This window comes from Dactylosporangium sp. NPDC049742 (assembly GCF_040674675.1).
In the GTDB taxonomy this organism is placed as follows: Bacteria; Actinomycetota; Actinomycetes; order Mycobacteriales; family Micromonosporaceae; genus Dactylosporangium; species Dactylosporangium maewongense.
Genome location: NZ_JBFANF010000012.1, coordinates 144,295 through 162,502, shown reverse-complemented (window position 1 = coordinate 162,502; position 18,208 = coordinate 144,295). Strand labels below are relative to the sequence as shown.

At 72.1% G+C, this 18,208-nt stretch carries 12 protein-coding genes; 9 read left to right on the top strand and 3 right to left on the bottom strand.

Features of this window, described 5'->3' with window-relative positions; all coding sequences use genetic code 11:
• Position 1: 1 nt before the first annotated feature.
• Positions 2–1,498 carry a hypothetical protein gene (locus AB0J72_RS17860; RefSeq protein WP_363399943.1) on the top strand — a complete coding sequence of 499 codons (1,497 nt, stop codon included), beginning with the start codon at positions 2–4 and terminating at the stop codon, positions 1,496–1,498.
• Here the strand turns inward: AB0J72_RS17860 and AB0J72_RS17855 are convergent.
• Positions 1,493–2,275, bottom strand: coding sequence for an META domain-containing protein (locus AB0J72_RS17855; RefSeq protein ID WP_363399941.1), 783 nt, complete (start codon positions 2,273–2,275; stop codon positions 1,493–1,495). The genes AB0J72_RS17860 and AB0J72_RS17855 overlap by 6 nt on opposite strands.
• Before the next feature lie 344 nt (positions 2,276–2,619).
• Between AB0J72_RS17855 and AB0J72_RS17850 the strand changes: the two genes are divergently transcribed.
• Positions 2,620–4,899, top strand: a complete 2,280-nt coding sequence (locus AB0J72_RS17850; protein ID WP_363399939.1) for a S8 family serine peptidase — start codon at positions 2,620–2,622, stop codon at positions 4,897–4,899.
• Between the two features lie 79 nt (positions 4,900–4,978).
• Here the strand turns inward: AB0J72_RS17850 and AB0J72_RS17845 are convergent, their stop codons facing one another.
• Entirely contained in the window at positions 4,979–5,929 is a 951-nt protein-coding gene (locus tag AB0J72_RS17845; RefSeq protein ID WP_363399937.1) for a beta family protein, read from the bottom strand.
• Positions 5,930–6,005: 76 nt separating this feature from the next.
• On the opposite strand from AB0J72_RS17845, the gene AB0J72_RS17840 reads away from it, so the two are divergent.
• From AB0J72_RS17840 to AB0J72_RS17810, 7 genes are all read left to right on the top strand, one after another.
• Entirely contained in the window at positions 6,006–7,637 is a 1,632-nt protein-coding gene (locus AB0J72_RS17840) for a TIGR02677 family protein (RefSeq protein ID WP_363399935.1), read from the top strand.
• Positions 7,630–8,856, top strand: coding sequence for a TIGR02678 family protein (locus tag AB0J72_RS17835; protein WP_363399933.1), 1,227 nt, complete (start codon positions 7,630–7,632; stop codon positions 8,854–8,856). Before AB0J72_RS17840 ends, AB0J72_RS17835 begins: the two co-directional genes overlap by 8 nt.
• Positions 8,853–13,052 (top strand): TIGR02680 family protein, encoded by a 4,200-nt coding sequence (locus AB0J72_RS17830; RefSeq protein WP_363399931.1) that lies wholly within the window; start codon positions 8,853–8,855, stop codon positions 13,050–13,052. Before AB0J72_RS17835 ends, AB0J72_RS17830 begins: the two co-directional genes overlap by 4 nt.
• The gene (locus AB0J72_RS17825; RefSeq protein WP_363399929.1) at positions 13,049–14,293 is read left to right on the top strand and encodes a TIGR02679 family protein; all 1,245 of its coding nucleotides are present in this window, start codon (positions 13,049–13,051) and stop codon (positions 14,291–14,293) included. Before AB0J72_RS17830 ends, AB0J72_RS17825 begins: the two co-directional genes overlap by 4 nt.
• 47 nt (positions 14,294–14,340) lie before the next feature.
• The gene (locus AB0J72_RS17820) at positions 14,341–14,811 is read left to right on the top strand and encodes a hypothetical protein (RefSeq protein ID WP_363399927.1); all 471 of its coding nucleotides are present in this window, start codon (positions 14,341–14,343) and stop codon (positions 14,809–14,811) included.
• A 76-nt stretch (positions 14,812–14,887) separates the two neighbouring features.
• Entirely contained in the window at positions 14,888–15,640 is a 753-nt protein-coding gene (locus AB0J72_RS17815) for an ABC transporter ATP-binding protein (protein ID WP_363399925.1), read from the top strand.
• On the top strand, positions 15,625–17,349 hold the full coding sequence (locus tag AB0J72_RS17810; protein ID WP_363399923.1) for a hypothetical protein: 1,725 nt from the start codon (positions 15,625–15,627) through the stop codon (positions 17,347–17,349). The genes AB0J72_RS17815 and AB0J72_RS17810 overlap by 16 nt, the downstream gene beginning before the upstream one ends.
• Here AB0J72_RS17810 and AB0J72_RS17805 read toward each other — a convergent pair.
• Complete coding sequence (locus tag AB0J72_RS17805; RefSeq protein ID WP_363399921.1) at positions 17,330–18,199, bottom strand: HNH endonuclease signature motif containing protein; 870 nt, start codon at positions 18,197–18,199, stop codon at positions 17,330–17,332. The two genes, AB0J72_RS17810 and AB0J72_RS17805, sit on opposite strands and share 20 nt — an antisense overlap.
• Between the last annotated feature and the right edge of the window lie 9 nt (positions 18,200–18,208).

Below are 18,208 nucleotides of genomic sequence, written 5' to 3'. Positions count from 1 at the left end.
CATGCTCGACATCATGGTCCGTGCCCGGAAGCTCGCGGAGTGGGTCGGACCGGGTGGCCGGCCCGTCACGGCCAAGGGTGTGCCGCGGCCGGCCGACATCCCGGCGGCCGCGGCCGTCGTAGGCGTCGAGGTGCCCACGCGGGTCAGGTCCGCCGCCGACATGGAAGGCCTGCACCGGCCGTGGATCGCGGCGGTCGCTGCCGGGTACATCAGCATCGACGGCAACAGAGCGACGCTGGTCGACGGCCCCGGCCGTGACCCGGCCGACGCGTGGTGGGACGCGCTGCTCGCCGTCCTGGCGGTGGAGTCCGACGACCCGCGGCACGAGGGCGCCCTCATCGCGTGCGCCGAGGTGCTGGCCGCCCTGGTCGACGGCGCCACGCTCGACAACCTCGACGACCGCGTCGACGAGCGGCTCGAGGACCGGTCGCCGCGGGAGTTCCAGGCGGTGTACCGGGCGTTCCGGCGCGGCGTGCTGCCGGTCGCGGGAGCGCTCACGCTGCTCGCGGAGTTCGGCGCGGTCGACCAGGAAGGCCGCCTCACCGAGCTGGGCCGCGAGACGGCCGCGCGCTTCGCGGTGCCGCCACCCGTGACGCCCGACCTGACGGCCACCGAGCTGCTCACCAGACTGCGGGGCCTGCCCGACACCGACGCCTGGCGCACCACCTGGCGCTGGCTCGACGGCAGGGACCTCGCCGCGACCGTCGCCGAGCTGCTCGCCGTCGCCGAGGCCGGTGGTGCCGCCGACCGCCTCGAAGCGTTCGGCGTCATCGCCGCGATCGGTGAGCCCGCGCGGCCCTTCCTGCGCCGGGCCTCGTCGCACCCGATGCTCGCGGTGCACGCCCGGACGACCTTGTCCGACAAGGAACCGTCCGAGGCGGACCGCCGCTGGCTCACCGTCGAGTGCGCGCTCGCCGAGGATGACCTGGAGGAGCGCTACCACCTGGTCGAGGAGTGCGGCGGCACGGCGGCCGTCGAGGCCAGCGACCACCCCGACCGGGCCCACCTCCTCGACCTGCTGCAGGCATCCGGTCGTCCGGAGATTCCGGTGTACGAGCTGAAGGTCGCCCTCAGCCGCACGGTATGGCGCCGCCTGCGCCTGCCGGGCCCGACGACCCTGGAGGTGCTCCACGCCGCGATCCAGGTCGCGTTCGACTGGGACGACGAGCACCTTCACCTGTTCGAAGCCGGCGGCCAGCGGTACAGCGACGTGTACTTCGACCTGGAGGAGTCGGAGGACGAGTCAGCGGCCCGCCTGTCGAAGCTCCTGCCCGGCCGCGGCGCCAGGATGACGTACGTCTACGACCTCGGCGACTGGTGGGAGCACACGATCACCGTCGACCGCGTCACCGTGCCAACGGATCCGGGTCCCATCACGTGTACGACCGGCGCCGGCGACGCACCGGTCGAGGACTGGAACGAGGACGACGGCCCGGACACCACGCCATTCGACCTCGACACCATCAACCAGCGACTCGCCCAACTGACGTCATCATGAGGGTGACGGCGTCGCGCGTCCGGCGGTGAGGCGCAGGCCGGTGCCGTCGGCGGCGGTCAGCGTCAGGTGACCGGCTTCGATGCGGAACTGCACCGTGCCCTGCAGGACGTGCAGCACCTTGCTCTCAACGATGCCTGCCTCGCTGCACGCCTTGCGGGTCGAACCCATGGCGGTGAACGTGATCGTCTCGGTGTCGACCGTGTACGTGCCGGTGAGGCTGTTGCAGCCGCCGGAGCCGGTGACCTTCCCGTCGATCGTGAAGGTCAGGTACGCGCGCACACCGGCCGGCACCGAGCCGGAAGTCTGCCCGTCGACCAGCGTGTCGACGGTCCACTCGGGCCCGGCGAGCTGCGCGTCAGGCACGGCCACCGCGCGCTCGACGAAGCTGATCGTGGTGCCGCCGCCCTCCAGCACCAGGCTCGTGCCCTCAAGACGAAGCTCCGGTCCCGCCTGCAGGAACGTCGCGAGCCAGGTGTCCTGCTCGGCCCGCTGCGGTTCGCACCCCATGGCCGTGCTCGCGACCTCGCTGACGACCAGCCGTCCGCCGTCGATCCGCGCAGCGCCGCTGATGGAGTTGCAGCCTGCCCGGAAACCGACCTTGCCGTCGCTGAACCGCAGCTCGATCTGGGTGCCGGGGACCAGTGGGCGGCTCGTCGACTGCGACAGGAACGTCCGCCCCCACGGCCCGCCGCCACCCGCCGCATTCTCGCGGGCGCACCCGGCCAGCCCGACGGCCGACAGAAGGACTACCGCCAGCACGGCTCCCACACGCGTCATGCGCTCTTGGACGCGAGACGGCTCCTCGCGGTTCCGAAGGGACTCGGCCACATAGCGCCGAGTCCGTCTGGCGGGTGTCCGGCGAAACATCCGGCAAGGATCGAACCCATCGCGACTGGTGACACTGGGCTCGTCCCTTCGGTTGATCTTCACGGCATGAACACCTGATCAGGCTGGCCGGGAACGGGGCCACCCACTTAACCTCTCCCTATTCCGATCACCCTTCTGGCGTGAACCGTCGATGTCCGCCGGGGTGATCCTCATGGGGAGGAACAACCATCAGCACGAAGAGCAAGGAAAGGGCTGCGTATGGACGGCTCGTAAGCCGGCCGCGGCGCTGGGCGATGGTGGGCGTCTCGACGCTCGCCGCCGCGGGTGTGGTGCTCGTGTCGGGCACGCCGGCGTCGGCGGAGGTGGTCAATCCACCGGTGGGCGAGGTTTTCGGCAACGAGAGCCAGGCTCTGCCGGGCAGCTACATCGTTCAGCTGAAGAGCACCGCGTTCAGCGGCATGAACACGACGCAGGCGAAGACCGGCGTCACCAGTTCGGCGAAGGCGCTGACAACCCGCCACGGCGGTAAGGTCACCAGCGAGTACAGCGTCGTGCTGAAGGGCTTCGCGGTCAGCGGTCTCTCCGAGGAGCAGGCCGCGCGTCTGGCGGCAGACCAGTCGGTGGCGTCCGTCTCGCGCGATGTCCTGCTGCGCAAGTCGGACACGCAGAGCAATCCGGTCTGGAACCTGGACCGGATCGACAGCCGCATCATGATGCCGGACTACCAGTACACCTCTCCGAACACGGCGTCGTCGGTGACGGCGTACGTGATCGACACGGGTCTGTACAAGGAGCACAGCGAGTTCGGCGGCCGGGCTTCGTGGGGCAGGAACTTCGTCGACCGGGCGCTCCGCCCGACCGAAGACGAGTACAAGCGGAACACGCCCGAACACAACCTGCCGGAGAACGTCTCCGACTGTGACGGGCACGGCACGCACGTGGCCGGGACGCTCGGCGGCACCACGTACGGTGTGGCCAAGCAGGTGAAGATCGTCGGGGTCCGCGTGCTGGACTGCAACGGCGAGGGCTATGTCACTGAGGTCGTCGCCGGCATCGAATGGGTCACGGCGAACGCGGTCAAGCCGGCCGTGGTCAACATGAGCCTCGGTGGCTCGACCGTCATCCCGGTGGAGGACGAGGCCGTCCGCAAGTCGATCGCGTCCGGGCTCACCTACTCGATCGCTGCCGGTAACGGCGACGGCGACCCGTACAACCCAAAGCCGCTCAATGCCTGCGACCAGTCACCGGCCCGGGTCCCCGAGGCGTTGACCGTCGGTGCTTTGGACCAGTGGGCCTACGGCGGCGTGGAATTTCCGGCCGGCTGGTCGAACTACGGGCCGTGCGTGGACATCTTCGCCCCCGGCACCCACATCACGTCGGCAATGATCGGCTGGCCGTACGGCACCGCTGAGCTGGACGGCACGTCGATGGCGTCTCCGCACGTCGCCGGCGCGGCCGCGCTGATCCTGCAGGCACACCCGGACTACACCCCGTCGCAGGTGCGTCAGGCGCTCATCCAGAGCGCCACGGTCGGCGCCTTGAAGATGGAGGCGACGTACCGGCCGTACGCGGCGAGCAGCACGGCGAACCGGTTGCTGTACATCCGTCAGAACGACCCGCCGAGGATCGCGTCGAAGCCCGCTGGCATCAACAACCAGCGTTTCGGCACGACCGAGGTGTACGGCCGGACGACGGACAACAAGATTGTGTACGCGTACCGGGCGGGTACTGAGTGGTCGGACTGGTCTGACCTGGGTGGGAACACGCAGGGTGACCCGGCTGTGCTGTTCAACCCGAAGTTCGGCACCACCGAGGTGTACGCGCGTCTGTCGAACAACCACCTCGCCTACCGTTACTACTCCAGCGGCTGGTCCGGGTGGAACGACCTCGGCGGTGACCTGGCGGGTAACCCGTCCATCCTGTACAACCCGCAGTATGGCACGACCGAGATCTACGCCCGGTTCTCTGACGGGACGCTGAAGTACAAGTACTACGCCAACGGCTGGTCCGGGTGGTCCGACCTCGGCGGCTCGATCGCCAGCGACCCGGCGCTGCTCTACAACCCGAAGTACGGCACCACTGAGGCGTACGTCCGCACCACGGACAACAAGCTGAAGTACCGGTACTACTACAACGGCTGGTCCGACTGGGTCAGCCTCGACGGCAACATCTCCGGGAACCCGGGCGTCATCTACAACCCGACCTACGGCACCACCGAGGTCTACACCCGCACGTCGACCAACACGCTCGCCTACCGGTACTACTACAACGGCTGGGCGGACTGGATCGACCTCAAGGGCAGCCTCGCCAGTGACCCGGGCGTGATCTACAACCCGCGCTACGGCACCACCGAGGCGTACGCCGCGACCGCCGGCGGCCAGACCCAGTACGTGTACTACTACAAGGGCTGGTCCGGCTGGAACAACATCGGCGGCGCCGCGGTCTCCGCGCCGTCGGTGCTGTTCAACGTGTCCAACCGCGCGACGCAGGTCTACACCCGCTCCGCGGACAACCACGCGAACTTCGCGGAGTACAACAACAGCTGGGCCTCCTTCATCGACATCTCGGCCTAGCCCACACAGCACCGACACCGCCCGGCACCCCGATCCACAGGGCGCCGGGCGGTTCCCTTTCCACCGGCGGCACCGGTGACTACCGCCGGGTGAGTTGGTGGACGACGTGGGCGAGGTGGTGGGACGTGCCCCAGGCGCGCCAGTTGGCGGCGTTGCCGGGGCCGGCCTGGCCGGCGGCGCGGGTGGCGATCTCGGCGTCGCCCCAGGAGAAGCCGGGGCCGGGCCAGGTGCCTGAGGAGACGACCTCGCGGCACATGTGGTGCGTGTCGGTGCCGGGGGAGCGGTAGATCTGCCAGGTGGTGTCGCTGGTGTACCGGAGGTTCGGGCTCGGGCGCCAGCGTGGGCTGGTGGTCTGCGGGTGGGCGATGCCGTAGTCGCCGTACTGGACGTCGGGGTCCTCGATGCGGTGCCACAGCGCCAGGTCCCAGCGGGGGAGCTCCGCCGGGGTGTGGCGGGGCAGGATGGCCGGCATGGCGCCGGCGGCGACCGTGATCGAGCGCCATGGTCTTCGGTGGGCCCAGGCGAGGTACTTCCGCACGAGGGGCTCGGTGCGGGTGAGGTCGCGGTCCGACAGTACCGACGCCATGTCGAGCAACAGGTCGCACTGCTCCGGCGGGAGGCCGGCATTGAGGATCGGCCCCTCGGGTGGGTCGCCGGTGAGGCGGACGAGTGCGCGGCCGAGGTGGAGCCGGGCGGCGTGGGCGGCGACCGCCAGCTGCGCGGGGGGATCCGTCAGGTGCACGACGGGCAGCATGGGGACGCCGAACGCCGCGAGATCGTGGGCGATGTAATCCAACGGGCTGTGGATTCCCGACAGCGGCTTTGCGAGCCGGTACGTGTCGACGGCGATCAGCAGGCCTTCGGGCACGGAGTCCGCGACCTTCAGGCTGAACGTCCACAGGTCCTTGCCCGGACCGTTCGCCGTGGGGACGACCTCGAAGACCGGCATGAGCAGCGGGACGAGCGGGGCGGCCAGCTCCGCGATCGCCCTGAACTCGCCCTTGCGTGCCTTGAGGATCGGGACGTACATCACCATCAATGGTAGCGAGGAGTGATCGATCGGCAACGGTCGGTTGGATCGGCTGTGTGGCCACTATCCTGTGTGGGTGCCCGAGGATCTGGAGCGGCTGGAGGCGTACACGTACCTCACCGTGCCTGAGCGGGGCACCTACCTGGCGATCATGCGGCTGTTCAGCGCCTCGTTGATGACCGATCTGTCGGCGCAGCAGGTGGTCGAGGCGATCGACGGGCTGCCGCTGGACACGGCGGTCAGCCGGCTCAACCAGCTGGTCGCGTGGGGGAACCTGCTGCCCAGCTCGCACTCGGTGCGGGTGAAGAGCATCGAGGAGTATCAGCGGACCCGGTCTCGGTATCAGCTGTCGCCGCTGGGGGAGCGGGTGCAGCGGCAGGTCGACGAGGTCCTCGCCAGCGCCGAGACGGCGCGGGAGATCAGCAGGGAGCTGCTCGGCCTGGTGGCGACCGGGCTCGCGGCGCTGAGCGAGCTGCTCGAAGATCCCGGTGGCGCCGACATGGTGCGGGCGCGGGACACGGTCGCGGCGGTGTTCGCGCAGTTCTGGCAGTTCCGTGACTCGGTCCGCGACTTCTACGCCTACCTGGGGCAGGTGCTCGCGCGGTACGACCTGGACGGCAGCGAATACGCCGGGTTCAAGAACCTGCTGCTGGACTACGTCGAGTCGATCACCGAGGAGGTGGTGCTGCTGTCGCCGCGGATCCAGCACCACCTGCGGCGGATCTGGCCGCACCTGGACGGGCTGCTGGAGCGGCTCGACGAGGGCGGGCTGGCGGAGGCGGCGAAGGACCTCGGCGTCGTCGTGCAGCGCACCCGCGGGCATTCGCTGGACGACTGGGTGGCGCTGCGGGCCTGGTTCGAGGACACCGGCGGGCGGCGCAGCGAGGTCAACCAGCTGCGCGACGCGACCCTGCGGGCGCTGCAGTCGCTGCTGGCCAACGCGAAACGGATGATCCGCTCGTCTGGGCAGGCCACCTCGCGGCGCCGCGACCTGCTGCGGCTGGCGGCCTGGTTCGACGCGGCCGACGCGGGCATCGCCGCCGACCTGTTCACCGCGGCGTTCGGCCTGTACGGCAGCAGGCACCTCGGACTGGCCGCCGACGCGGAGGCGGTCGTGCCGGCCACCGACAGCTGGTGGTCGCGGCCGGCGGTCACGGTGCCGGTGGCGCTGCGCGAACGCGGCGAGCGGGCGGCGCGCGGTCGGCCTGGCGGGATCGTGGACCGCAGCGCGCAGCAGCGGCTGCTGGTCGAGCAGGCGGCCGCCGCGCAGGACGCACGGGTCCGGGCCGCGGCCGAGCTGCTGTCCGCGGCGGCCGACCTGTCCGCGGTGCGGCTGTCCGGGCCGGCGATGCAGCTGCTGCTGGAGCTCATGGCACAGGCCCTCGGCGCCGGCGACCCCGCGGCGGGGACGGCGGTCACCGTGTCGATCGACCTGGGGCTGCGCTGCGAGCTCACCACCAAGCCGGGTCACGCGCTGACCCTGCGCTCCGCCGGCGGCGACTTCACCGCTGAGGACCTGGCGATCCTGATCGCGGGCCACGAGCCCGACATGGCCGGTCGCGAGCCGGATCTGGCCGGTCGCGAGCCCGGCATGGCCGGTCACGAGCCCGAGCGGACGAACTCCGAGCCCGACTTCGTCGGTCGCGAGCCCGAGCGGACGAACCCCGAGCGGACGAACCCCGAGCGGACGGGGAGCGGGCATGGCTGATCAGCACGAGCACGACATCGCCCTCGCCGAGGAGCGGCGGCGGGCCGTCCGGGCGCTGCTCGGGCAGCCGCTGCTGCACCCCACGCACGACGAGTTTCCGCTGGTGCGGCGGCACGCGGACTGGCTCAAGAGCTGGTTCGGGCAGTTTCTCGGATACCGGCTGGTCGTCGAGGCCGGCTTCGCCCGGCTGTTCAAGACGGGCCTGCCGGTTGGGCAGGGGCGGCCACTGTTACGGCCGACTGGGCCGTTCACCCCGCGGTCCTACGCGTACCTGACACTGACCGCGGCGGTACTGCTCACCGGGCCCGAGCAGCTGCTGCTGTCGCAGCTCGTGGCAGACGTGCGCAGCGCCGCCGTCGAGGCCGGGATCGACCTCGGGGACGTGGACCGGCCGGTGGAGCGACGGGCGTTGACGACGGCGCTGCGGCAGCTCGTACGGTGGCGGGTGCTGGTGGAAGAGCAGGGGACCGTCGACGGTGATCAGGAGGAGGCGCTGCTCACCGTGGACCGTGACCTGGTGACGCACCTGCTCGCCGCGCCGATCGGGAGGGCCGGCAGCGCGGAGGAGTTCATCGCGGCCGCGGCCGCGGCAGGGCCCGGGGGTGCCCGGCACGCCGTGCGCAGGCGGCTCGTCGAGTGCCCGGTCGTGTACGTGGACGACCTCACCGCGAAGGAGCGGGTCTGGCTGCGCAAGGAGCAGCGCCGCGACGAGCGTGCGTTCGCCGACTACACGGGCCTGCACGCCGAGCTGCGCGCCGAGGGGGCCGCGCTCCTCGATCCCGACGATGAACTGTCCGATGTGGACTTCCCCGGAACGGGCACCGTCGCGCAGGCCGCGCTGCTGACCGTCGAGGCGCTGGTCCGCGAGCTCGCGCCCGCCGTGTCGCGGGGCGGGCCGCTGGCGGTGGGCGTCCCAGTGCCGGACGGGCTCGTCGAGCGGATCCTCGCGGGGCTGATCGAGCGGCACTCGAGGCGGTGGGCCGGGTCGTACACGGGAAACCCCACCGCACTGAGCGACGCCGTCGTCGACCTGTTGACGCAGCTCGGGCTGCTGGGCCGCGCGGGGGCGACGGTCGCCGACGGCGAATCCGACGAGGACGTCGCCGCCGGACGCGCGGTCGACGCCCGCAACGCCCGCGGCGACGCACCCGACGGCACACTGGTGCTGCTCGCGGCGGCGGCCCGCTACGCGGTGCTCGAGAGCGAGGGGCAGCGGTGACGCGGTTTCAGCTGCACCGGGCAGGCATCTGCAACGTCTGGCAGTACGGCGAGCAGATCTTCCAGTTCGAGGACGGCCGGCTGCTGCTGCGCGGCAAGAACGGCGCTGGGAAGTCGAAGGCGCTCGAGATGCTGTTGCCGTTCCTGCTCGACGGGGACGTGAAGCGGCTCGACGCGACCGGGGCCGGCAAGACCACGTTCCGCTGGCTGATGGGCGAGGGCGCCACCGGCGTCAACCGGCAGGGGTTCCTGTGGCTGGAGCTGCGGCGGCAGGCGGAGGACGGCAGCGAGCGGCACCTGACGCTCGGCGCGGTCGTGCGCTGGTCGTCCGCGACGGGCGAGGCGCGGCTGCAGTACTTCATCACGCCACTGCGCGTCGGGGTCGACGTCGCGCTCGTCGTCGACGGGCAGCCGTTGCCGTTGGAGCGGTTGCGGGAGCGGCTCGGCGACGGCGCCGTCATCGCCGGCGCGCGCGACTACCGGGCGCGCGTCGGGCGGGAACTCTTCGGCGTCAACGACGCCGGCCGCTACCAGAATCTCGTGCACCTGCTGTACCGGCTGCGCAGGCCGACGATCGGGGACCGGATCGAGGCCGGTCAGCTCGCGACCGAGCTCGGCGAGGCGCTGCCGCCGCTGGACGACGACGTGCTCGACTCGGTCGCGCACAACCTCGACGACCTGGAGACCGTCCGCGAGGACCTCGGCCGGCTCGAACGCACCCACGGCGCGCTCGCCGACCTCATGACCGGCTACCGCGGCTATCTGCAGGGTGAGCTGCGCGCCCGCGTCGGCGCCGTCCAGCAGGCGCTGCAGGAGCTGCGCGACCGGCGGCGGCAGGCCGGGCAGCAGGAGCGGCAGGTGTCCACCGCCGTCGACGAGGAGCGGGTCGCCGCCGCCGCGGCCGACGCGCTGGAGCTGGCCGGGCGGGAGGCGCGGGCGGAGCTCACCGCCGTGCGGGAGAGCGCCGCGTACCGGGCGGTGCGCGACCTGGCCCAGCGCCGCCAGGCGGTGCAGGCGTTGCGGTCCGCGGCCCGGGCCACCGCCAGCCAGGCGGCCGCCGAGGAGCGCAGCCTCGGCAACCTCGTCGCCCAGTTCGAGGACGAGTCAAACCGCATCGCCGCGGCGTCCGCGCGGCTACGGGAGGACCACGGCCGGCTCCGCGACGTCGCCGGCGAGGCCGGGCTGGACGTCGGCCACCTCGGTGTGGCACCGGCGCTGCGGTACGTCGCCGTCTCGGGCCTGCAGGTCCGCGCCGTCGACGTGCGGGACGCTTCGCGGGAGCTGGGGACGTACCGCGACCAGAGCAAGCAGGCCGAGGCGGCGGTGGCGGCCCGTCGGCGCGCCGTCGCCGACCTGCAGGACCTGATCCGCCGCGCGACCCGGGCCGCCGAGCAGGCCACCCGCGCCGCCGGCGACGCCGAACTGCTCGACGGCCAGCTCGGCACCGCCCGCGAGCGCCTCGACGTGCTCGCCACCCTGCTGCAGGCGGCGGCCGACGCCTACTCGGCCGCCGTGCGGCGCTGGACCGAGGACCCGATCGTGGCCGCGGCCGGGATCGATGCGGCACCGGTGCTCCTTGCTGAGTCTCCGGCGTCGGTACGGGAAGCGGCCGAAGCTTGTCTGGCCCCGGTCCGTGCCGCCCTGGAGCATCGCCGCGACACGCTGCTGCACGAGCGCACCCGGGCGGCGGACCGGCTCGCGGCCCTCCGTTCCGAGCATCAGGAGTGGGCGGCGAAGACGGATCCGGCACCGCCCCGGTCCCGGTTCGCGCACGCTGCCGCCGAGCGGCCGCTGTACCGGCTGGTCGACTTCGCCGACGGGCTCGACGACACGCGACGGGCCTCAATCGAAGCGGCGCTGGAGGCCAGCGGCCTGCTCGACGGGGAGGTCACCGCCGCCGGCACTCTTGTCGCGCCCGGCACCGGCGAGGTGCTGCTGCGCCCCGGCCCGCCCGTCCAGGACTCGCTGCTCGGCACGGCGCTGGTTCCTGTCCCCGGCGCCGGCGAGGTGACCGCTCTCCTGGCCGCCATCGGCTTCCGCGCGGACGCCGCACCCGCGGTCCAGGCAGGCGGCGCCGGCGTTTCCGCGGACGCCGTCCCCCAGGTTGGAGCGGCGGGCGCAGGCGGCGTTTCCGGGGGTGGAGCGGGTGCGGGCGGCGTTTCTGCGGATGGATCGGGCGTTGCTGGCGTTATTGCGGTCGGCGCAGGCGCCTCGGCCGCACCCAGCGTCGCTGATGACCGCAGTTGGATCGGGGCGGACGGAAGCTGGCGGCTCGGGGTGGCGCACGGGGCGTGGCGGAAGCCGGCGGCCGAGTACGTCGGGGCGGCGAACCGGGCCGCCCTGCGCGCCCGGCGGCTCGCCGAGCTGCAGGCGCAGATCGACGACGGCGTCGCCGCCCTCGACGGGATCGACCGGGACCTCGCCGAGGTCGCGACCCTGCGCGGTGACCTCGACCGGCTCCTCGCCGCGCTTCCCGACGCGGAGCCGTTGCGTACCGCTCAAGCTCGGCGCGACGAGGGGCAGGCCGCCGTCACCGCGCTGACCGCGCAGGTCGCCGACGCGCGGCGGCGGGCCCGTGACCTCGCCACTGAGGCCGCCGCGCAGCGCCGCAAGGTCACCGCCGCCGCCGACGCGCACCTCCTGCCGGGCGACCCGGACGACCTGACCCGCGTCGACGGCAGGCTGCGGCGGCTCGCCGACGAGCTGCCCCGGCACCGCCGCGACACAGACGGCCTCCTGGAGCTGCTGCACCGCTCCACGGAGCACCTCGACGGCATCACCGCCGCCCGGCAGCGGGTCGACGAGGCGGCCGAGGCGGCGACGGCCGCGGCCACCGAGCACGCCGAGGCGGCCGCCGAGCTGGCCGTGCTGCAGGAGTCGCTGCACGCCGACGCGGCCGAGGTCATGGCCAGGGAGGCCGCCGCCGAGAGCAGGCTGCGCGACGCGGAGCAGCGCCTGCCGACCTTGCGTAGCCAGTACCAGAGCAGCCGCGACCGACGGATCACCGCGGAGCACGGCCGGGACGAGGCGCGGGACCGGCTCGCCGACCAGGAGCGCGTCGCGCTGCAGGCGGGCACCGCACTGCCACGGATCATGACGCTGCCGGGCGTCGCCGCCGCACTGGACCTCGGTGAGGACGTCGCGGTGCCGCCGGACGTCGCCGAGACACCCCGCGAACGCATCGCCCGGCTCGACGGGCTCGCCGCGAAGCTCGCCGACGCGCTCGGCCCGCGGCGGACGGACGTCGGCGAGAACGCGCTGCATCTCAAGTACATCGACGTGCGCGGGCGGCTCGCCGGCGGGTACGACCTGATCTGGGAGGACCGCGACGGCGTCAAGGTCGTCGAGATCGCCGACGACATCGGACAGCACCCGGTCGCGCACGCCACCGCCCGCCTCGGCGCCGAGCTCGAGCAGAAGCGGACGGCGGTCGCGGACCGGGAGCGGCAGGCGTTCGAGCGGTTCCTGCTCGGCGAGCTCGGCGACGCGCTCACCCGGCAGATCCTCGCCGCCGAGACGCTCGTCAACGGCATGAACGCCACCCTCGCCCAGGTCCGCACCTCGCACGGCCTCGGCGCCCGGCTCGTGTGGTCGCTGCGTGCCGACGCCGACGCCGACACCCGCGCGGCTGTCGGGCTGCTCAGGACGCCGCTCGCGCTGCGGACCCGCGAGCAGAACGACCGGCTCCGCGAGGTCCTCGCCCGCCGGGTCGACGACGCCCGCCGCGGCGACCCGTCCGCCGGCTACGCCGTGCACCTGCGGACCGCGCTGGACTACCGGCAGTGGTTCACGTTCACCGTCAAGGTCACCGACCAGGCGAACCCGGACCGCGAGCGGACCTTGTCGGCCCGCACCGCCATGTCGCAGGGCGAGCAGCGGGTCGTGTCCTACCTGGTGCTGTTCGCCGCCGCCGCGGCCCACTTCTCCTCCGTCGGCGACGCCCACCCGCCGGCACCGCGGCTGATCCTGCTCGACGACGCGTTCGCCAAGGTCGACGAGCCCACGCACGGCCGCCTGCTGGGCCTGCTCGTCGCCCTCGACCTCGACGCCGTCCTCACCAGCGAACGGCTGTGGGGCTGCTTCCCGGAGGTACCGTCGCTCGGCATCTACGAATGCCTCCGCGACCCGGCCCAGCCCGGCGTCGCCACCCTGCACTTCCGCTGGGACGGCAGCCGCCGCGCGGTCCTGCCCGCATGATCCCGCCCGTCGCGCTGCAGTGGCTGCGCTCCCCGTCGCTGAGTCCGCTATGGACTGTCGTTCGTGGACGGCTGCAGCGCAACGGCCGCCGGGCCGAGGGCCGGCTGACCGTCCACTGTGGCTCCCTGCAGGAGCGCGACGCCGTCGGGCAGCTGCTGGGCCGGGCGGTCGGCACCTCGGTCACCGTCGACCTCGCCGCCCTCGACCGGCTGCTGCGCTCCAGCGCCGCCGGCACGGGCCTCGTCGAGGTCGTCGAGGCGGTGACCGGCCCGGTCCCCGACCGCCGCGCCGACGCCGCCGCCGAACGGGACCGGCGAGCCGCGCTGCGCGGACAGGTCCTGGCCACCGCGTCCGAGGCCGGCCTCGACGGCCAGGAGTGGGTGACCGACTGGCTCGACGCCGTCTGGCGCAGCGGCATCATCGGCCGCCTCCCGTCGCCCGCGGTGCTCACTCAGGCTGTGACGGTCTTCGGCCTGGTCCTCGGGGAGACGTCGCGGCTGTGGTCCCGCGGCGAGCTGGCCGAGCAGGTCACCGGCACCGCCCACGGCCTCGACGACGACACGCTGCTCAACCGCCTCGTGCTGCGCGGGATCGCCCTCGCCACGGCCTCCCCAGCGCCCGGCTCGGCAGTGGAGCGACGTGCGCTGTGGGAGTCCGCCGGCGTGGCCGGCGACACCGTGGCGACCACCGTCCTCACGTACGGCCTGCGCCCGCTCGGCGACGGCTGGCAGGCTCGTCAGCTGCGCGAACGCGCCTCGTCGCACGCCGAAACCCACCTGACCCTGCGCGACCTGCGCGGGCTCCTGCCACTGGCGCTGGAACCGCAGGCCGTGTACGTGTGCGAGAACCCGCGCATCCTGGAGGCCGCCGCGCAGCTCACACTCCCCGCCGCGATGATCTGCACCCTCGGCAACCCGACCGTGGTCACCCTCGCCCTCCTCGACGCCCTCGCCACTCTCGACGGCGTGAGGTTGCAGTACCACGGCGACTTCGACTGGCCGGGCGTCGCCATCGCCGGCCGTGTCATGCGCCGCACCGGTGCGTTTCCGTGGCGCTTCGGCGCCGCCGACTACGAGGCCGCGGTCCGCGCCACCCGCGACCCCCAGACCCCGCCGCACCGCCTGACCGGCGCGCCCACTGCCACGTGGTGGGACCCGGACCTCGCGGCAGCCATGCACCGGGAAGACGCCGCCGTCCACGAGGAACGCCTCACCGACACCCTGCTCGCAGACCTCGTGTAAACCTACCCGCGCTCATGAGCGTCTTTGTTCCCGTGAAATTCCGAGCGATGCCTCTTGTCCTGATCGCGCTCCTCGCCGCCTGCAGCGACCCGATCGAGCAGCCCGGCGCGGCTCCGTGGACGCCGCCTGCGACCCAGGCGCCCGGCACGCCATGGCCGGACCAGGTCACCGTGGATGCGGGAGGTGTACTGGCAGCGCCCGGCTTCAACGCCCACATCGACGCCACCGCACCGGCCTGGGCGGAGGCGGCGGACAGCACCGTGGCGGAACTGCTGAACCTGAACCGCGGCTTCGACGGCCCGGTCGACATCTTCCTGCACCGCGACAAGACCGACGACGACCCGGTCCTGACCGTGACCCTCACCAAACTCGGCGACGATTCCATCAAGGCGATGCGTTACCGGGTCGCCCTGCACCGCGAGACCGACGGCCGGTTCCGCTTCGTCTCGGGCGACCGCACCCAGCGCTGCCAGTCAGGCCGCGGCCACCAGACCTTCGAGCCCGCCCGCTGCTCGTAGAGGTGTAGTTATCCCCACCCCCGGCAGGTAGGCAGGGACAATCCGCTGGGGTCGATCCGTCCGTAGCGTCGTCGGCATGGAAACGGCGTTGGATGTTCGGGGGCTGGTCAAGCGGTTCGGGGACAAGGTCGCCGTGGCCGGGGTTGACCTGGTGGTGCCGCGGGGGTCGTTCTACGGGCTGGTCGGGCAGAACGGGGCGGGGAAGACCACGACGCTGTCGATGGCGGTCGGGTTGCTGCGGCCCGATGGTGGCACCGCCAGCATCTTCGGGGCGGACGTCTGGTCGGCGCCGGCGCGGGCCAAGGCGCTGGTCGGCGTCCTTCCCGACGGGCTCGCCATGCCGGAGCGGCTGACTGGGCGGGAGGTGCTCACGTACATCGGGCTCCTGCGCGGCATGCCCCGAGCGACCGTCGCCGAGCGGGCCGATGAGCTCCTTGCCGTGCTTGAGCTTGATGCCGCCGAGAAGGCGCTGGTCATCGAGTACTCGACTGGGATGCGGAAGAAGATCGGGCTGGCCACGGCGTTGCTGCACGCGCCGCGGTTGCTGGTGCTGGACGAGCCGTTCGAGGCGGTCGATCCCGTGTCGGCGGCGACCATCAAATCCATCCTGCGTGGGTTTGTCGCGGGTGGCGGGTCGATCGTGCTGTCGAGTCACGTGATGGCGCTGGTCGAGCAGCTCTGCGATCACGTGGCCGTCGTCGATGCGGGCCGGGTGGTCGCGGCCGGGCCGCTGGACGAGGTGCGGGGCGGGCGGTCGCTGGAGGACACGTTCGTCGGGCTGGTGGGCTCCGAGCAGACCAAGAAGGAGCTGTCGTGGCTGTCGAAGTGACCATGGCGCAGATGAAGTTCGCCATCCTGCGGCACGCCTTCCGTGGGCCGCGGGCGCAGACGGCCGGCACTGGTGCGCTGCTCGGAGCCGTGCTGGCGGCCGGGACGATCTACCTGGCCTTCCTCGACGCGGACCTGCTCGCCGCAGGGTACGCGGTCTGGATGCTCGGCTGGATGCTCGGCCCCGTCTTCATGGGCGGCGGCGACGAGACGGTCCGGCCGGAGTACTTCGCGCTGCTCGGGCTGCCCCGGCGGCGCCTGGCGATGGGCCTGCTGACGGCGGCGTTCGTCGGTGTCGCGCCGCTCGTGTCGTTCACCGCGCTGCTCGGTCTGCTCGTTGTTGGAATCCACTCCGGTTCGGTGCTGCTGGCGGTACCGGCGACGCTGCTGCAACTCGCGGTCTTCGTGCTGCTGTCGAAGGTGTGCGTGGCGGTCGTCGGTCTGGCGCTGCGGTCGCGGGCCGGGGCGGTCGGCTCCGGCCTCGTCAACGGGGCGATCCTGGCGGCGCTCGGGCAGGTCTGGGTGTTCTTCGCCGCGTTCGGCGAGACCGGAATTCCATCGTTCGTTGGATATCTTCCGTCGTCCTGGGGTGTGCAGGCCGCCCGGGGGCACTGGTGGGCTCTCGCAGCGTTGGCGGCGTCGGTACTGGTGCTGCTCGCGCTCTGGGCGGCACTGCTCGGACGGCGTTCCCGCCCGTCGTCCGGCCGTGGTGCGTGGTCCGTGCGGCCCGCGTCCGCCGCGGGCGCCGTCGTGGCGAAGGAGCTGCTCACCTGGTCGCGTGACCTGGTCCGCAACCACCAGCTGGCGTTCGCGCTCTCCTATGGCGTCTGCTTCGCCGCCAGCCCGCTGCTCATCGGCTGGAACGGCATGCTGCCCTACGCCGGCCCCATCTTCGTCGTCATGGCCGCCGCGATGTCCTCCAACCTGTACGGCACCGACGGCACGGCGTTGTGGCTCACCCTGCTCGCCAACGCGTCCGACGTCCGGGGCCGCCAGCTCGCGTTCCTCTCCGTCCAGGCCCCGCCGGCAATCCTCGTGACGTTGGTTTTCACGGCGGTCTCGGGCGGCCCGTGGCCGTTGGTCCTCGCCCTGCTGCCCGCGCTGCTGGGCGGCGCCGCCGGCCTGATCCCGCTCGTCTCGGTGTACGCCCTGGTCCCCGGCACCGACCCGCACCGCCGCGCCGGCAACCCCCTGCGCACCAGCGAGGACGACGGCGGCCTGACCGGCCTGGCGTACCTGATGATCGCCCTCGTCCTGCTGACGGCCACCCCGGCCGCGCTGATCGCGATCTGGTTCGGCTGGGCGGGCGTGGCGGTCGGCCTGCTGACCGGCGCGGCGTGCTTCTGGCTCTTCGGTTCGCTGGCCGAGCGCCGCCTCGCGTCCCACGGTCCCGAGCTGCTGGACACGATGCGCACCGGCCGCAAACCGGTCACGCAGAAGACCCTGCGCTTCGACCACCTGACCAACACTCAGAAGGCGGTGGCCGGCTGGTGCTTCGGCCTCGGCGCCATCCCCCTGGTCCCACAGGGCATCCTCGCCACGATCTTCGTCGCCAACGACAAGCTCAATCACAGCTGGTTCCTGGCGACGTACATGCCGGCCGGCTTCCAGTACGCGGTGGCGGGCACGTTCATCGCCCTCGGCCTGGCCATGTACGGCACGGGCCTGTGGCTCGCCCGCCCGCACCCCGCTACTTCTGAAGCCGGCTGAGATGGGCGGCAAGGCTCTGCTTCGCCGGACCGCACTTCTTCGGGTTCGGCGTGCGCAGCACCGTCCCGTGCAGCGCGCTGTACGGCGTCCCGTCGAGCCGGCTGGAGACAACGAGCCGGTTGGCCGAATCGACGCCGATGAGATGCAGATCGAAGAGGGTGTGCAGGTCGGTCCGGAGCAGCAAGCCGTTGCGCACGTCGTTGCTGTGGACCCCGAGGTACGGCTCGATGTGCGCGGCATCGAGGACCTCGCGAGGATTCGGACCCGTGACGACGCAATGGTCGCCGTAGATTTTCAGCAACCGGCCCCTGAAGGTGTGCTGTCCCTGCCGTCGTACGACGTTCGTCAGCACCCGGAGTCTGGCGTCGAGGGTGGAGAGCGCCAAGTTCTCGTCTGGGTAACGGAGGTCGCGGCCGCGTTGGCGAAGCCATCGAGCGAAGACGGCCTGGGCATGGTCGTCAGCGCGGATCGCGGCACGCTGTGGGAACTGCAGGAACTCGTCACGCCGGAGCGGATGTGGACCCATCAGCGCGCGGGTCGCGTCGGCGTCCCACATGAGATCCACCCGCCAACCGTCGTCAGGGTCCTCGTAGATGTCGATGGCCCGGCCCAGCGCGCAGATCATCTGCCGACCCGCGCCCGCTGCGTACACCCAGATCGCGTCTCCCGGTCGCATGGTTCGGTATCCGGTGCTCAGCATGAAGGAGTCCACCACGTCAGGGCGTTGTTCGATGGACTGCAGCAGGTTCTCGGGAGTGGTCGGGGATTCCTCGCCGGTTCCTGGCTCGATGAACACGTAGCCGCTGTCAGGGTTGATGGGGTAGAGCCAGCTCGTCACGTCGAGCGTCATGCGACCTCC

Coding starts and splice junctions, on each gene's coding strand:
- AB0J72_RS17860 (WP_363399943.1), top strand. CDS start 2: ATGCTCGACATCATGGTCCGTGCCCGGAAGCTCGCGGAGTGGGTCGGA.
- AB0J72_RS17855 (WP_363399941.1), bottom strand. CDS start 2,275: ATGACGCGTGTGGGAGCCGTGCTGGCGGTAGTCCTTCTGTCGGCCGTC.
- AB0J72_RS17850 (WP_363399939.1), top strand. CDS start 2,620: ATGGTGGGCGTCTCGACGCTCGCCGCCGCGGGTGTGGTGCTCGTGTCG.
- AB0J72_RS17845 (WP_363399937.1), bottom strand. CDS start 5,929: ATGTACGTCCCGATCCTCAAGGCACGCAAGGGCGAGTTCAGGGCGATC.
- AB0J72_RS17835 (WP_363399933.1), top strand. CDS start 7,630: ATGGCTGATCAGCACGAGCACGACATCGCCCTCGCCGAGGAGCGGCGG.
- AB0J72_RS17825 (WP_363399929.1), top strand. CDS start 13,049: ATGATCCCGCCCGTCGCGCTGCAGTGGCTGCGCTCCCCGTCGCTGAGT.
- AB0J72_RS17820 (WP_363399927.1), top strand. CDS start 14,341: ATGCCTCTTGTCCTGATCGCGCTCCTCGCCGCCTGCAGCGACCCGATC.
- AB0J72_RS17815 (WP_363399925.1), top strand. CDS start 14,888: ATGGAAACGGCGTTGGATGTTCGGGGGCTGGTCAAGCGGTTCGGGGAC.
- AB0J72_RS17805 (WP_363399921.1), bottom strand. CDS start 18,199: ATGACGCTCGACGTGACGAGCTGGCTCTACCCCATCAACCCTGACAGC.